The organism is Bacillus alveayuensis (assembly GCA_030812955.1).
In the GTDB taxonomy this organism is placed as follows: Bacteria; Bacillota; Bacilli; order Bacillales; family Aeribacillaceae; genus Bacillus_CB; species Bacillus_CB alveayuensis.
The window spans coordinates 550633-565723 of record JAUSTR010000001.1 but is presented as its reverse complement, the minus strand read 5'-3'; the positions used below and the strand labels follow the sequence as shown (position 1 = coordinate 565723).

Annotated in this window: 16 protein-coding genes and 1 riboswitch; of the genes, 2 read left to right on the top strand and 14 right to left on the bottom strand. The window is 36.8% G+C overall.

The genetic code is table 11. From position 1 onward, the window contains the following. Positions 1-110 precede the first annotated feature (110 nt). From ccsB to J2S06_RS02780, 9 genes are all read right to left on the bottom strand, one after another. Positions 111-1286: a c-type cytochrome biogenesis protein CcsB gene (gene ccsB, locus J2S06_RS02820; protein WP_419151216.1), complete on the bottom strand. Its 1176-nt coding sequence runs from the start codon at positions 1284-1286 to the stop codon at positions 111-113. Positions 1287-1304: 18 nt separating this feature from the next. Beyond that, positions 1305-2939, bottom strand: coding sequence for a cytochrome c biogenesis protein ResB (gene resB, locus J2S06_RS02815; RefSeq protein WP_419151215.1), 1635 nt, complete (start codon positions 2937-2939; stop codon positions 1305-1307). 17 nt (positions 2940-2956) lie between these two features. Beyond that, positions 2957-3478, bottom strand: a complete 522-nt coding sequence (gene resA, locus J2S06_RS02810; protein ID WP_419151214.1) for a thiol-disulfide oxidoreductase ResA — start codon at positions 3476-3478, stop codon at positions 2957-2959. Between the two features lie 398 nt (positions 3479-3876). Beyond that, the gene (locus J2S06_RS02805; RefSeq protein WP_419151213.1) at positions 3877-4611 is read right to left on the bottom strand and encodes a pseudouridine synthase; all 735 of its coding nucleotides are present in this window, start codon (positions 4609-4611) and stop codon (positions 3877-3879) included. A 296-nt stretch (positions 4612-4907) separates the two neighbouring features. Continuing rightward, positions 4908-5432, bottom strand: a complete 525-nt coding sequence (locus tag J2S06_RS02800; protein ID WP_419151212.1) for a spore maturation protein — start codon at positions 5430-5432, stop codon at positions 4908-4910. A 7-nt stretch (positions 5433-5439) separates the two neighbouring features. After that, positions 5440-6033, bottom strand: coding sequence for a nucleoside recognition domain-containing protein (locus J2S06_RS02795; protein ID WP_419151211.1), 594 nt, complete (start codon positions 6031-6033; stop codon positions 5440-5442). Continuing rightward, positions 6026-7165 carry a D-alanyl-D-alanine carboxypeptidase family protein gene (locus J2S06_RS02790; RefSeq protein ID WP_419151210.1) on the bottom strand — a complete coding sequence of 380 codons (1140 nt, stop codon included), beginning with the start codon at positions 7163-7165 and terminating at the stop codon, positions 6026-6028. Before J2S06_RS02790 ends, J2S06_RS02795 begins: the two co-directional genes overlap by 8 nt. A gap of 351 nt (positions 7166-7516) precedes the next feature. Beyond that, positions 7517-8104, bottom strand: coding sequence for an SMC-Scp complex subunit ScpB (gene scpB, locus J2S06_RS02785; protein WP_419151449.1), 588 nt, complete (start codon positions 8102-8104; stop codon positions 7517-7519). Beyond that, positions 8091-8873 (bottom strand): segregation/condensation protein A, encoded by a 783-nt coding sequence (locus J2S06_RS02780; protein ID WP_419151209.1) that lies wholly within the window; start codon positions 8871-8873, stop codon positions 8091-8093. The genes scpB and J2S06_RS02780 overlap by 14 nt, the downstream gene beginning before the upstream one ends. Positions 8874-9123: 250 nt before the next feature. On the opposite strand from J2S06_RS02780, the gene J2S06_RS02775 reads away from it, so the two are divergent. Beyond that, a complete protein-coding gene (locus J2S06_RS02775; RefSeq protein ID WP_044896466.1) occupies positions 9124-9648 on the top strand; it encodes a DUF309 domain-containing protein in 525 nt (174 codons plus the stop codon). Here J2S06_RS02775 and J2S06_RS02770 read toward each other — a convergent pair. The 5 genes from J2S06_RS02770 to J2S06_RS02750 form a co-directional block, all read right to left on the bottom strand. Further along, the gene (locus J2S06_RS02770) at positions 9645-10004 is read right to left on the bottom strand and encodes a GNAT family N-acetyltransferase (protein ID WP_044896465.1); all 360 of its coding nucleotides are present in this window, start codon (positions 10002-10004) and stop codon (positions 9645-9647) included. The two genes, J2S06_RS02775 and J2S06_RS02770, sit on opposite strands and share 4 nt — an antisense overlap. A gap of 195 nt (positions 10005-10199) precedes the next feature. Further along, positions 10200-10664, bottom strand: a complete 465-nt coding sequence (gene ribH / locus J2S06_RS02765; protein WP_044896464.1) for a 6,7-dimethyl-8-ribityllumazine synthase — start codon at positions 10662-10664, stop codon at positions 10200-10202. A gap of 65 nt (positions 10665-10729) precedes the next feature. Beyond that, a complete protein-coding gene (locus J2S06_RS02760; protein ID WP_044896463.1) occupies positions 10730-11923 on the bottom strand; it encodes a bifunctional 3,4-dihydroxy-2-butanone-4-phosphate synthase/GTP cyclohydrolase II in 1194 nt (397 codons plus the stop codon). Between the two features lie 169 nt (positions 11924-12092). Beyond that, positions 12093-12746, bottom strand: coding sequence for a riboflavin synthase (ribE, locus tag J2S06_RS02755; RefSeq protein WP_044896462.1), 654 nt, complete (start codon positions 12744-12746; stop codon positions 12093-12095). 155 nt (positions 12747-12901) lie between these two features. Further along, positions 12902-13034, bottom strand: a riboswitch (FMN riboswitch). A 497-nt stretch (positions 13035-13531) separates the two neighbouring features. Further along, the gene (locus J2S06_RS02750) at positions 13532-13972 is read right to left on the bottom strand and encodes a peptidylprolyl isomerase (protein WP_044896461.1); all 441 of its coding nucleotides are present in this window, start codon (positions 13970-13972) and stop codon (positions 13532-13534) included. A gap of 197 nt (positions 13973-14169) precedes the next feature. On the opposite strand from J2S06_RS02750, the gene J2S06_RS02745 reads away from it, so the two are divergent. Then, a complete protein-coding gene (locus J2S06_RS02745) occupies positions 14170-15039 on the top strand; it encodes a DUF1002 domain-containing protein (protein ID WP_044896460.1) in 870 nt (289 codons plus the stop codon). Positions 15040-15091: the final 52 nt, after the last annotated feature.

Here is a 15091-nt window from a genome sequence, read left to right as displayed (position 1 = left end):
AGTCTTTATAAAACGCTTGTTGATCTGGTAGTGTAATTCCGATATGAATGGATTCATAATGAAACGTAAAGGGAATTAAACAAAGAATAGAAGCGCTTGCTCACAGCCCTTTATGCATACGAATGTAATCCAGCAATAACAAGGTTTACGAAAATAAGGTTAAACATGATAATGGCAAAACCTATCACCGAAAGCCATGCAGATTTTTCTCCATGCCATCCTTTTGAAAGCCTTAAATGAAGATAGGCTGCATAAAATAGCCATGTAATAAGAGCCCATACTTCTTTCGGATCCCACCCCCAAAAACGAGTCCAGGCAATCTGTGCCCAAATCATTGCAAAAATTAATGCACCTAATGTAAAAACAGGAAATCCAATCAATACTGATCGATAACCAATTTCATCCACAATATCTAAATTCAGATTTTTAACAAATGGCTGTAGTGATTGTGCTATTCTTTTTCGCAAAATAAGACGAATGATTCCATATAGAATGATTCCAACGATCGTTGACCAAATAACTGTATTTAGCTTTCTAGCTGAAATAATGGCAGGTACTTCAATGAATGCTTCCATTTTTCCCTCTGTTAATAGCTCCCCTTCATTTGGGCCAATGAGAGAAGGCATATAAAACACCATTTCTGACTCGATATTGTTTTTATCGATCCATTTATAAACAGCTTCATAATCCATAGCGCGAAATGTTGTTGTTACAATAATAAAGGCAACCGTTGTTACTAAAACAAACATGACCACTTCTAACCAAAAAGTTTTTTTGCTCGGTTTTGTTTGATCGACTACCTTTACTAAATATAATACACCAGCAACAAAGCTTATGGCTAAAATGGCTTGACCTGCTGCTGCTGTTGTCACATGAATTTTTAGCCAATCGCTTTGCAAAGCTGGAATGAGCGGACTAATTTCTGTTGGAAACATGCTTGCATAAGCAATAAGTAATAAAGAAATAGGTAGAGTAAACAATCCCAATGCTGCGGTTTGATATATCTTATAGATAATTATAAACGCTCCTACGAGCATCATGCCAAAAAAAGTTATAAATTCAAACAAATTGCTAACAGGAGCATGACCTGCTGCAATCCAACGTGTAATAAAGTAGCCAAGCTGCATGAGAAAACCGATAATAGTTAAAACGTATGCAATCAATGCCCATTTATTTTTGCTATTATATTGTTTTTGTTTGTCACGAATGGCGCCACCAAAGAAAAAGGTTCCAATTAAATATAAAAGAAAAGCCCCATATAATAAGTTACTACTAAGCTCTGCCACGATATTCCCTCCTACTCTTTAGGATTCCTTTAATTGTTTTTGGTCAATCGGCTCCTTTATCCCTGTTCCTTCAATGATCATTTTCAACTCTTTCTTTAACCCGAACCAGTTTTTGTTCGTATGACCAGCTAAATGTAGTATCGATCCATCATTTTTTATCCAAATGCGTCGATGATGCCAATATGATCCTTGTATAACCCCAATCATAAAGATCACCCCACCGATCCCTATTGTCCACAGCGTCAAGTCTTTACGAATCGTAAGACCCGTTACGTTGACTGTTTTAACTCCAGCAAATTTCATTTTATATTTATTATCTCCATTTGGTTCAATCGTTTGCCGAATGGCAACAAAGCTTGTCTCTCCTTCAGGCCGATCAGGTGTAATCATCCTAAAAACAAAGGCAGGGTTGTTTGGTACTCTCGTTTTCGTAGAAGGATTCCCTTCACTATCAAAATAAAAATCCGGCAAATAGCTAGCAACCTCAACTTTATATCCGTTTCCTAAATCATACGATTTCTTTGGATTCAACAAGTCAATCGTAATTTGTCCATAGTTCTTTTCCGTTTCTTTATCGATTAAGTTAAACATCATTTGATTTAATTCATTTAATTTATAATCCACTTGATATATCGCATATGAGTCAAATTTTAATGGTTCGTTTACACGAATATTAAAATCTTTTACTTTTTCCAGTTCTGCTTCCTCACCAGGAAGTGTATCTTCTTTTTTCTTATAAAGAGTCACATTTGATTGATAATTTTTGGCAACCACTCCATCGCCAGCTCTTGTAATCGCTTCCTGGAAGACATCTTTCTCTTTTTCTGCTTGATATGTTTCAAAAATAAATTGATGATTTTCTAAATAATACATGCCATTTGTACCAGGAATTTCACGGGTTTCCCCTTCCCGTAGCCACAATACTTCATCAACATACATACCAGGTATATAGCGAAGCATGACACCGATTAAAAAGATAATTAAGCCTATATGATTGACATATGGCCCCCACCGGGAAAACCGGTTTTTCTCAGCCAAAAGATTTCCTTGTTCCTCACGTATTTTATAACGCTTTTCTTTTAGCCTTTTCTTTATTACATCTAAAGCATCTTCTATGTTCGATATTTCCGTTTCACTATATAATCGTTGTCGTTTCAAAAAAGAAACATGTCTCGATACACCTTGTTTTTTTAGTGCTCGATAAAGAGGTATAACTCTGTCTAAACTGCAAATGACGAGGGAAACCCCAATGGAAGCGATTAAAATCATGTACCACCAAGACCCATACAATTGATGAAATCCTAACGTATAATAAAATTGACCGAATATCCCATATTGTTCACGATAAAAGTCTTCTGGCAATACATTCGGTGGAATGTACAACTCTTGCGGAAAGATGGTTCCAATGGCTGAAGCAAATAACGTGATGACAATTAAGGAAACGCCAACTTTGACAGATGAGAAAAAGTTCCATATTTTATCAATAACCGTTTTGTTATAGGTCAGCGATCTCCGAGCACTTCCATCATATCTCATATCAAGAAGCTGTTTTTCTATTTTGTTACCTTCTGTACTGATTGTGCGGCCACAATTTTCGCATAACACTGTGCCATGGGGGTTTACATGGCCACATTCACATTTAATTTCCTTCATGCTGAAAACTCCCTCATTTAAGGTTTAATGGATTCCATGTAGTTCCGTACATCACGTTCTGTCATAGATCCCGTGATAATTTTAACAACCTTTCCATTTTTATCGATTAGAAACGTAGTTGGCAATGGATCTACTCCATAAGCATTTAATACTTCCATTTTTTTATCAAGCAAGATTGGGAACGTGAGACCATACTGCTCTTTAAAATTTTCAACAGCTAAATTGGATTCGCCAACGTTAATCGCTAATACCTCCACACCTTGATTTTTATAATATTGATATTGTCGTTCGATATAAGGCATTTCACGTTTACAAGGCTCACACCACGTTCCCCAAAAATTTAAAAAAACACCTTTCCCAGCATAATCAGATAATTGGATTTTTTTCCCGTTTAAGTCATTGAGAACAAAATCTGGAGCAATAGAACCGACATCGACTTTTTCTTTACTATGAAAGAAATTGGAGTACAAAGTATATCCTAACGCTGCTGTTAATATAAATAGAATAAAAGAGCGCATGATTAAACGTTTTTTCTTCATGTGCCTAATCTCCTTTTATATTCGTTCACAAGTGTTGATTATCCATTTTTACTTAAACATACAGAATCGTTTGGCTGAATACAAGCTTTTCTGCCACATCCCTCGAACAAGAACGCCAGCGGTTAAGTTCATTTGGCCGCTGATGTTCTTGTTCGAGAAGGGCATGCGTATACCATGCCCAGTCGGCAAGCGAATCGCTTGCCGATTCCAGGAGAAAAGCTAGAAATAGAGCCATCCCAACTGGTGATTATTGGTTAATCAACACGCCTGATATTCGTTCATTTTTCATTATAACATTTCTATACGTTCACGATTTGAACACAATTTGACGTTTATGTGACAAAGGCCCTCTCTCAACTACACTTGACTTAGAAATGGGAGACTTCTCCAGGAACTTGTTATAGACTATGATGACCGAATTGAGCCAATGCACGTAGCTGCTTTACTTCATGAGGTGTCAGCTCTCGAATATCTCCTGGGTTCATACCTTGCAAATCTAAAAATGCATACTTTTCCCGCTTTAATTTCATAACAGGATGACCTATTTTTTCAAACATTCTGCGCACTTGACGATTTCTTCCTTCATGAAGCGCCAATTCAATAATCGCTGTTTTTTTACGTTTATCAATCGATTTTACCTTCACTTTCGCTGGAAGAGTCATGCCGTCCTCAAGTAAAACACCTTTTTCCAATTGCTTTAATTCCATTTTATTCGGAATCCCCTTAACCTTCACAATATACACCTTCTCTATTTTATAGCGCGGATGCATAAGAAGATTGGCAAATTCCCCATCATTTGTTAATAAAAGCAATCCAGATGTGTCATAATCTAATCGTCCAATTGGATAAATTCGTTTATCAAGCTCTTTAAAATAATCAGTTACAACTTTTCGTCCTTTTTCATCTTTAACACTAGAAATAACTCCACGCGGCTTGTAAAGCATATAATAAACCGGCTCTTCTCTTTCAACGGGAATCCCATTCACTTCTACTTGGTCTTGATCAGATACTTTTACGCCAAGCTCACGAACGACGTTTCCGTTTACTTTCACTTTCCCTTCTAGTATGAGCTTCTCTGCTTTTCTTCTCGAAGCGATTCCTGCATGTGCAATCACTTTTTGTAAACGTTCCATCTGCTGTCACCTCTTATCAAAATGTCACTTTCTTCTTTTATTATGAACGGATCATGTTCAAAACACAAAAGCGCAGGGCGTTCGCTAAAGCGGCGTACAAATTGGACCATTTCAGTAGGAGATAAAGGCAACTCAGGCGAGATAGCGAGTCGATGTTAACTTATCGTACGGATGAAATGGGAAATTTGCTAGCCGCTAACGCCCGGAGCTAGACGTCACTTCAAACGTTCAAGTTAGCCACAAGTATTCAATATTATGATTTCCTAGACCACAAAAATACGCCTTTTAAAAAGGCGCTATGTAAAAATGATCGTCACGATGACAATTGATGCAATAATTCCCATTAAATCAGCTAGTAAACCGACTTTTAAAGCATCACCCATTTTTTTGATTCCAACTGCACCAAAATAGACTGTTAATATATACAACGTCGTATCTGTACTCCCTTGCATCGTTGCGGCTAATCTTCCGATGAAAGAGTCGGGACCGTATGTTGAAATCAAATTTGTTGTCATTCCTAAGGCCGCCGTTCCTGAAATCGGTCGAATAATCGCGAGTGGTACAATTTCCGCTGGAACATGAAGGACATCAAGAACCGGTTTCGTTATATGGATAAAAAAGTCCAATGCACCTGATGCTCGAAAAATCGAGATAGAGACAAGCATTCCAACGAGATAAGGAATGATCGAAAAAGCGATTTCAATCCCTTGTTTTCCACCTTCAACAAAGGCTTCATATGTTTCAATTTTTTTAAATGTCCCGTATATTAATATAAACGCAATGATCATTGGTATCAACCATAATGAAAGAATACTAATCATCGTCTATTTAAAACCCTCCTCTCCGTTTTTTCCGGTAATAGAAATAACGATCAATGAAGATGGCAAAAACGGTCGAACACAAGGTAGCAAGGAGGGTTGTACCAATAATATCAGTCGGATTTTCAGCTCCGTATGTCATTCGAATAGCGATAACCGTTGTAGGAATTAGCGTTATACTTGATGTATTGATGGCGAGAAATGTGACCATGCTTCTAGAAGCTTCATCTTTATCATGATTTAATTTTTTGAGTTGTTCCATCGCTTTGATTCCCAACGGAGTTGCTGCATTTCCAAGACCAAATACATTAGCCATCATATTGGATAAAATATACCCCATCGCAGGATGATCAGCTGGAACTTCAGGAAATAGCTTCGTCACAATCGGTTTAAAGATTTGACTAAGCTTGAATAAAAGCCCGGATTTTTCTGCAATTTTCATTAACCCAAGCCAAAAGACGAGAACGCTAATCAATCCAATGCAAATCGTAACCGCTTCTTTTGCACCTTCAAACACTGCTTTATTAACTTCCGCCATTGTACCATTCAGCATCGCAAAAACGATTCCTATAAGAGCTAACCCTACCCAAATAAGATTAACCATTTTTCGAAACTCCCGTCATCTTGGAAACGAGATCTTTGAATGTCTCGGACCAGCTTTTTCGTTCCTTTTCTAGTCTTTTATGATCAAAATAAATCGGAACTTCCTCTACTTTTTCATCATGTAATATTATCACTAATTTCCCTACAATTTCGGGGATTTTTTCTGTTTTCTCCCATTCTTTTTTTGGTTTTAGAAGCGAGAGATGAACTTTCACATTTTCCTCTTCCTCATCTGTTAACGGGTAGATAAGATCACGTTTAATATAAATTTTATTTTCATAGAGTGGGTCTTTGACATGATCAAGATAACCCTCTTTTTCGATCCTCACCTTTTCGAAACGTTGAAAAGCAGTTTCAAACATATTCATATGATCATTCCAATCGTCTGGATCATTTAATGTCACAGCAATTAAATTTAGGTGATCTTTTGTCGCCGTTGATACTAATGTGCGCTTCGCTCGCTTCGTATAACCTGTTTTTCCCCCTGTGCTATATTTGTATAAAGATGTTAATAGTTTATTTTTATTTTTCCAAACATATTGGCCATCCTCGGTTTTATACTTTTTTGTTGCTGAAATTTTTCTGAACTCTTCATTTTGCATGGCATAACGCGTTAATATCGCCATGTCATAAGCAGTAGAATAATGATTTTCATGATCATCTAATCCGTGAGGGTTGCTAAACTCTGTATTCATCATGCCAATTTCCGCAGCCTTCTGATTCATTAAAAACACAAACCCTTCTAAGCTCCCTCCAACGTATTCGGCAATGGCAACCGCTGCATCATTGCCAGAACGCAACATGAGCCCGTAAACTAAATCACGAAGCTTTATTTTTTGTTTCGGTTTTAAATAAATAGATGAACCTTCTGTATAAACAGCCTTCTCACTAACGGTCACCATTTCATCCATTTTTCCAGATTCAATGGCTATAATGGCCGTCATAATTTTTGTTATACTTGCAATTCTCATTTTCGAATAAGCATTTTTTTCATATAATATACGACCGCTATCTTGATCCATTAATATGGCGCTTTCCGCATTAACAGATATGGATGCTAGTGATTTATGAGGAAAAAGTGAAATAAATAATTGAATAATAACAATTATTGCCATCCAATTAGCTAGTTTCATTCGGTCATTCACGTCCTTTTTTGTCCTTTCTTTTGCGTGAAAACAATTTTTTTCAAATGGAATCGGAGCGAATTGTTCATCTTATTTGTACAAGTTTATGCAGATGAAATAACCATATGATTGTTTTTTAGAGGCTCTTTTCTAAAAGATTGTTGCTTTACTATATCGTATCGACTGTCAGGCAAGCAATACGCTTTGTATGTCACTTACAAGCGTGACGTGAACCGTCGAATGAACAAGCTAATACACAAACACAAGTGTCATACATGAAAAAAAGCTGCCCCATAAGTGTCTGAGCTCAGGCATCGAAATGGTATGGTTTGACACTAAGGTTGGGACAGCCTCATCTATTTAGTCTTGATCGAATGTCTCATTAATTTTTTCAAAGAAAAGATCAGCTTCTTCTTGGATAAACTCTTCTTCGATATTGTCTGAAAGTGAAGGTAGCTCCTCAATCGTTTTAAGACCGAAATAGTCAAGGAATTCACGGGTTGTTCCATATAAAATGGCACGACCACTTCCTTCTCTTCTTCCAACATCTTGAATGAGTCCTTTTGCTAATAACGTTTGAATCGGCCTTTCAGATTTCACCCCGCGAATTTCCTCAATCTCTATCCTTGTAATGGGCTGTTTATAGGCAATAATTGCAAGAGTTTCTAGGGCAGCTTGTGACAAAGTTTGATTGGATGGAGTTTCGACGAGCCGTTTTAAATACGGGGCATGCTCTTTTTTTGTCGTAAGCTGATAAACACCTGCTACTTCCACTAAACTTAGACCACGTTCTTTTTTTTGATACTCTTGTTTTAAATCCTCGATGATTTCAAGAGCTACTGGTTCATCAATTTCAAGAACAGAAGCCAATTGCTTTAAAGAAAGACCTTCATCTCCTGCAGCGAAAAGAAGTCCTTCCAAAATTGATTTCCATTCAATGATCCCCAAGCTCATCTATTTTTTCACTCCCATATATGTAAATATCGGCAAAATTCCGCTCCTGCTCAATATAAATATATTGCTTTTTCATTAATTCTAAAATAGCTAAAAATGTCGTAACTAAATATTCTTTATGGTTGGATGGAAATAAATCATAAAAATGCCGTTTCCCTCGAAAGGTACGCAAATCATGAATAATTTCCTTCATTCTTTTTTCAATTGGTATTTCTTGCCTTGTGATGCGAGTCGTTAATGGTTTTTCCAGTTTTTTGCGCCGCATCATTTTTTGAAAAGCACCTATCATGTCATAAATCGTTACTTGAAGCTTTTGATTTTCTATACTTTTTTCTGTGACATACTCACTTATATCGCTAGGCGGCTTTGTAAACACTTGAGAGCGATCTTTTTCCTTTTCCTTTAGTTTTTGAGCAGCTTCCTTATACTTCCGGTATTCAATTAAGCGATCGACAAGCTCTTTTCGTGGATCTTCCGCTTCTTCTATGTAGAATTCTGCTTCCATCATCTCTTCTTCCTGTCTTGGCAAAAGCATCCGGCTTTTAATGGATAAAAGATTTGCTGCCATCACTAAATATTCGGATGCAACATCTAATTCAAGCTCTTGCATTGCATGAATATAGGCTACATACTGCTCGGTAATTTTTGCAACAGGAATATCGTAAATATCGATTTCTAAACGATTAATTAAGTGAAGCAATAGATCAAGCGGGCCTTCAAACGCATCAATTTTTACAAGGTATTCCACTTTTAATCCCACCATCATCGATTATGCTTAAAAAATACAGCTAACCTCTAGTATAGAACAACTATTCCACTTCTCCAATACTATTTTTACGATTATTTAGGGATGCTCGTAGGAGCCGTATAATTTGACAGAACCTTCTCCATTTTCATAACGAAAATGAAGACTTGACATATTTTTTTCTTCATGACAAAATACTTTCATTTTCGAGCCAGTCATTCTATGCTACACTAAACGTTAAGTCAAGTCTAGAAAAGGGGTAAAGCGGATGTTTCCAGAACCTTATATCCACTACTTATATCAATTTCATTGTGAACGAGATTATTTCGAATGTCATGAAATTTTAGAAGAATTTTGGAAAAAGGATCCTCCTGCAAGACGAAAATCCATTTGGGTTCTATTGATTCAAATCGCCGTTGCTTTTTACCATTACAGACGTCAAAATTGGAATGGGGCAGAACGAATGTTTCAAAATTCCCTTCGATTGATGAAAGAAAAGGCAACAGAAATAGAATCTCTAGGTATCGACTATCATTCCTTCATCGCATTAATAAAAGAAACGTTGGAAGCGGTAAAAAGAAAAGAAAAATACAAAAGCGTAAATTTGCCGATCAAAGATGAAAAATTAAAAGAAATATGCTTTCGATATGCAAGGGAGAAAGGGAAAAATTGGGGAGCATCCAGCGATTTAAACAATCAATTTTTATTACATAAACATAAAACACGTGATCGAACAGATGTTATTTTAGAAAGAGAGAAACAGCTGGAAAAAAAGAGAAGAAGCCGAAATTAATTTTCCGCTTCTTCTGTTAAGCATTTCGTAAAAAACGATTCAATCATTTCATTTGCCACAATTTCTTTATCTTTATAAATCTCACGTACGGCATTTAACATTTGCTTGCCAATTCCTTGATAGCGATGGGAGGGATTGACGCAAAGATGATGAATTTCCACTGTTCGATCATCTATTACTTCTACGCCAACGACACCGATGATATCTTCTTCTTTCCATAAGAATAGCTGCCAATTTTCCTTTGTCTCATATGTTTGAATCGTTTGTTGAAGTTGTTTTAAATCTTTTTCACTAGGCATAAAGGACAAAAGACCCATCGCAATTTTTTCAAACGCTTTTTTGTATCGTATTAACATGTTTGATCCCTCATTAATGAAATAACTTTCCAATGATAGAAAGCAGCAACAACCCACCGACAACAAAACTTACGAAGATCAAAATTTTTTCTTGTTTTTTTCCTTTATCGACCATAACAGGCACTCTCTTTTTGGATGATTTACTCTTCAACATTATATACAGATTCATAAAGAATTTAAACGGTTTTCAAAAAATTATTCAAAAGATTTTATTAAATTTGCCATTTCGATCGCTGATAAAGCAGCTTCATACCCTTTATTTCCTGCTTTGGTTCCTGCGCGTTCAATCGCTTGTTCAATATTTTCTGTCGTGATCACGCCGAAAATAACGGGCACACCCGTTTGAGCCGCAGCATTTGCTATTCCTTTCGCAGCTTCATTACAAACATAATCATAGTGAGTCGTTGCCCCACGTATGACAGTACCTAATGTGATTACAGCATCATATTTTTTAGATTCCGCCATTTTTTTAGCGATCATTGGCAGCTCAAACGCCCCTGGAACCCATGCAACCTCTATATCTTCTTCGGACACCCCGTGGCGAATTAAACCATCCTGTGCTCCTGTTAATAATTTACTTGTAATAAACTCATTAAATCTAGCGACAACAATCCCAATTTTCAAACCTGTTCCAACAAGATTACCTTCATAATATTTCATCTTTGTTCCCTCCAATTTGTCTTATGCTTTCACTTTTCCGGTTTGCTAACTGTAGATTTTTCTGTTTAAAAATGTAAATAATGACCTAGTTTGGATTTTTTTGTCTTTAAATAATATTCATTTTCTTTTTTCACAGGCATTTGGATCGGCACACGTTCTTTAATGGATAGACCATATCCTTCTAGTCCGGCAATTTTTCTTGGATTATTAGTCAATAGCCGCATTTCTCGTACACCGAGATCCTTTAAAATTTGCGCCCCAATCCCATAGTCGCGCAAATCAGGAGCAAATCCTAGTTTTTCATTCGCTTCAACTGTGTCATACCCTTTTTCTTGTAATTGATAAGCTTTCATCTTATTAATTAATCCAATTCCTCTTCCCTCTTGACGCATGTAAAGAAGCACACCATTTCCTTCTTTTTCAATTTGCTGAAGAGCTGCGTGAAGCTGTGGACCACAATCACAACGATTCGATGCAAATACATCCCCTGTCAAGCACTCCGAATGAACTCTAACAAGCACAGGCTTTTCTGGAGAAATCGAACCTTTTACTAATGCGACATGCTCTTTGCCATCAATGAGGCTTGTATATCCAATGGCTCGAAATGTCCCATATTCTGTAGGTAAATCAATTTCTACTTCCCGTTTGACAAGCTTGTCTTTTTTTGTACGGAAGTTAATCAAATCTTTAATGGTGATCATTTTTAAATTAAATTGCGTAGCGACTTTTTTCAGCTCAGGTACTCTAGCCATTGTCCCATCTTCATTCATGATTTCACATATAACTCCTGCAGGTTTGGCTCCTGCAAGCTTTGCTAAATCAACAGCTGCTTCCGTATGTCCTGCTCTTCTTAGAACACCGCCTTTTTTGGCAATGAGCGGAAATATATGTCCAGGCCGTTTAAAATCACTAGCCTTCACATCTGGGTTTAATAATGCTTTAATGGTTTCGGCACGCTCAAATGCACTAATGCCTGTCGTTGTCGTTTTATAATCGACACTGACCGTAAAAGCTGTTCCATGAGGATCTGTATTTTGATCTACCATCGGTTTTAAATCAAGACGTTTTGCATGTTCTTCTAAAATCGGTACACATATTAGCCCTCTTCCGTATGTAGCCATAAAGTTGATCATTTCAGCGGTTACATATTCTGCTAAGCCAATAAAATCCCCTTCATTTTCGCGATCTTCATCATCTACGACAATCACTACTTTCCCCTGTTTTAAATCTTCAATTGCTTCTTCAATTGTGTGAAACATAATGTTCCCCCTTGTCCAGCTTAAGCGCCTAGCTCTGTTCAACTTTCCCTTCCACTCTGAAGAAATTGGAAAAATTTCAAGACAATGAAGACAAGATGGCAACATTCCATGCCTTCCACAGACTCCGTCATCCATATTGCGGATTCTAGACGCTTTTCGCATTTCGTATTTATTTGTCAAAGCCATGCTCTTGTAAAAAATCTCGAGTAATCGTTGACTTTGCATGAACCATCGTTGGCTTTTGTGAATATTTTTTGATATATTTTCCGATCATATCACACTCAATGTTCACGATATCTCCTACATCTTTTTCTCCTAAGATCGATTCAGTCATCGTATGAGGAATGAGGGAGAGTGTAAATGAATTTTCTGTAAGTCCAAAAATCGTTAAACTCGTTCCATCAACTGCCACTGAACCTTTATAAACCATGAAATCGATTAATTCCTCATGAGCGGCAATTTCGTAATAGACGGCGTTTTCCTTTCGTGTTTTTTTGATGATTTGTCCGATTCCATCAACATGACCTGAAACAAAATGCCCACCAAATCGGCCATTTGCTGCCATCGCTCTTTCCAAATTTACATGTGAACCAATTTTGATCATACGTAATGAGGTTGCCTTCATCGTTTCCGGCATCACATCAACTGTAAAAGAGTGTGAATTAAATGTTGTCACAGTTAAACAAACACCATTTACGGCAATGCTATCACCTAGCTTGACATCAGATAAAATTTTTTTCGCTTCAATCGTTAATGTCGTTGCTTGATCATTTCCTTTTATGTGCGAAATCGTCCCGATCTCTTCTATTATTCCTGTAAACATGAATACACCTCCTTCGCTCCACTTTTAAAACGATTATTTAAAAAACCCTAGGATTTGATGATCCTAGGGCACTCTTTCGATCACTAAAAGAAAGCACGTTTAAATAAGAGTATAATATGTAATTTTTTCCAAATAATTATACTCCTTTCCTTTCAGTGATCCTTCTCCCATCCAGACTATACTGTCGGCCCTGGAATCACACCAGGTCATGCCATTGTGGCTCGCGGGCTAAGAAGACATCGCTTCATCACCGCCGGTCGGGAATTTCACCCTGCCCCGAAGGATACAGAAACCTATTCTATTGTCCTGGCACTAGCCTCTACCTCATTTCGTTTGAAGCGGGCTTTTTTCTGTCTTGTATGTGACCCCGAACGATCATTAACATACAAGAATCCCTAACAAAATACCTTCGTTCTTTATCATTATAGCACATACGTTTGCTGCCGCAAACCGAAATGCAACTTCTACCATATAAAACAACACTTCGTTGTTCTATTCCTTCAATATTAGTCAACATTTATTTTAAGCCATGATTACAAGATTAATTCACTATATATAACCAGTAGCCTACTCCCCATAAAAGACAAACAACAACAAAAACACCTAACAACATCCAATTTTGTCGTTTCATGAAATTCCCTCCGGTTAAACATTCAACTCTTTACAACAAAAGAGTGCTATAGCCATACTTACATTTGTACGTACACAGAATTTACGTTTATTGAACGGTTTCTACCTAAATGTACAAAAAAGGAGAAGGCGTATACCTCTCCCTTCTTTCGATTCTATTCTTCATCGAAAACCTCTACTTTTTGCATTACATCCCCATTTTTCATGTTCATAACCGTCTCCATCCCGCTTGTTACTTGTCCAAATACAGTATGAACTCCATCTAAATGAGGCTGGGGCTCATGAACAATAAAAAATTGGCAAGATCCTGTATCTTTTCCGGCATGTGCCATTGAGATAGCGCCGACAACATGCTTATGGGGATTTCCTTCTGTCTCACATGGTATCGTATATCCCGCAGAGCCTGTACCGTTCCCATTTGGACATCCTCCTTGGCTAACAAAGCCTGGGATGACACGATGGAAAGTTAAACCGTCATAAAACCCTTTATTTGCAAGGGTCTCAAAATTTTTAACCGTTATCGGTGCTTCATTTGGATATAATTCAAATTCAATTTTTTCTCCGTTCTCCATTAAAATAAAACCTTTTTTTGTCATGATTTCGCTCTCCTTTATGTAAATTTCTTTTTAATCATAGCATACATATTGCTTATCATAAAAAAATTATTTACTCTATTCTTACAAAGTCTGTTGATCATCTTCATGATATGAAACGATTTGCTTTTCTCATTCGTCTATAAAAGGGTATAACCTTAATAAAATAGGAAAGTGCTTTTACATTAGGAGGAAAAAGTATGAAAAAGTTGATATTATCCCTACTTTCGATTTGTTTGTTTTTATTTCCAACGACAAGTTTAGCAGATACAGCGGTTGGCGACGTGATGATTACATTAGGAAATGACTTAACGGAACAACAAAAACATGACTTGCTAAAGGAAATGAATGCACCAGAAAAGGCGCAAATTGTAACGGTAACAAATGAAGAGGAGCATCAATATTTAGGAAAGTATATTTCCAAAGCGCAAATTGGTACAAGAGCGATTTCCTCATCGAAAATTACCATTGAAGAAAAAGGCTCTGGATTGGAAGTAAAAACGAATCATATTAATTGGGTAACTGATGAAATGTATTTAAACGCTTTAATGACAGCAGGTGTCAAAGATGCAAGTATATACGTAACCGCTCCCTTTGATGTTTCAGGTACGGCTGCTCTCACAGGATTAATGAAAGCATATGAAATTTCGACAGATGAGACGATTCCAGAAGAAGTCAAGCAAATGGCGAATAAAGAACTTGTGGAAACAGCAAAGTTAGGAGATAAAATCGGGCCTGAAAATGCATCTGCTTTGATGGCAAAAGTGAAAGAGCAAATAGCGGAAAACGGATTCCCTCAAAATGACCAAGAATTAAAAGAAATGATTCAACAAGCAGCAAAAGACTTAAATATTACATTATCTGATGATGATATCAACAATTTAATTGTATTGTTCAATGATTTAATGGATTTAAATATTGATTGGAATCAAGTAGGAGATCAATTATCGAAAGCAAAGGACAAAATATCAAAGTTTTTACAATCAGAGGAAGGCCAAAATTTCCTTCAACAATTACAAGACTTCTTCAAATCGCTATGGGAGGCAATCGTATCTATTTTTCAAAAATAATATAAGAATAATATAAGCGAAAAAGGCGAGAAATCTACAACGATTCTCGCCC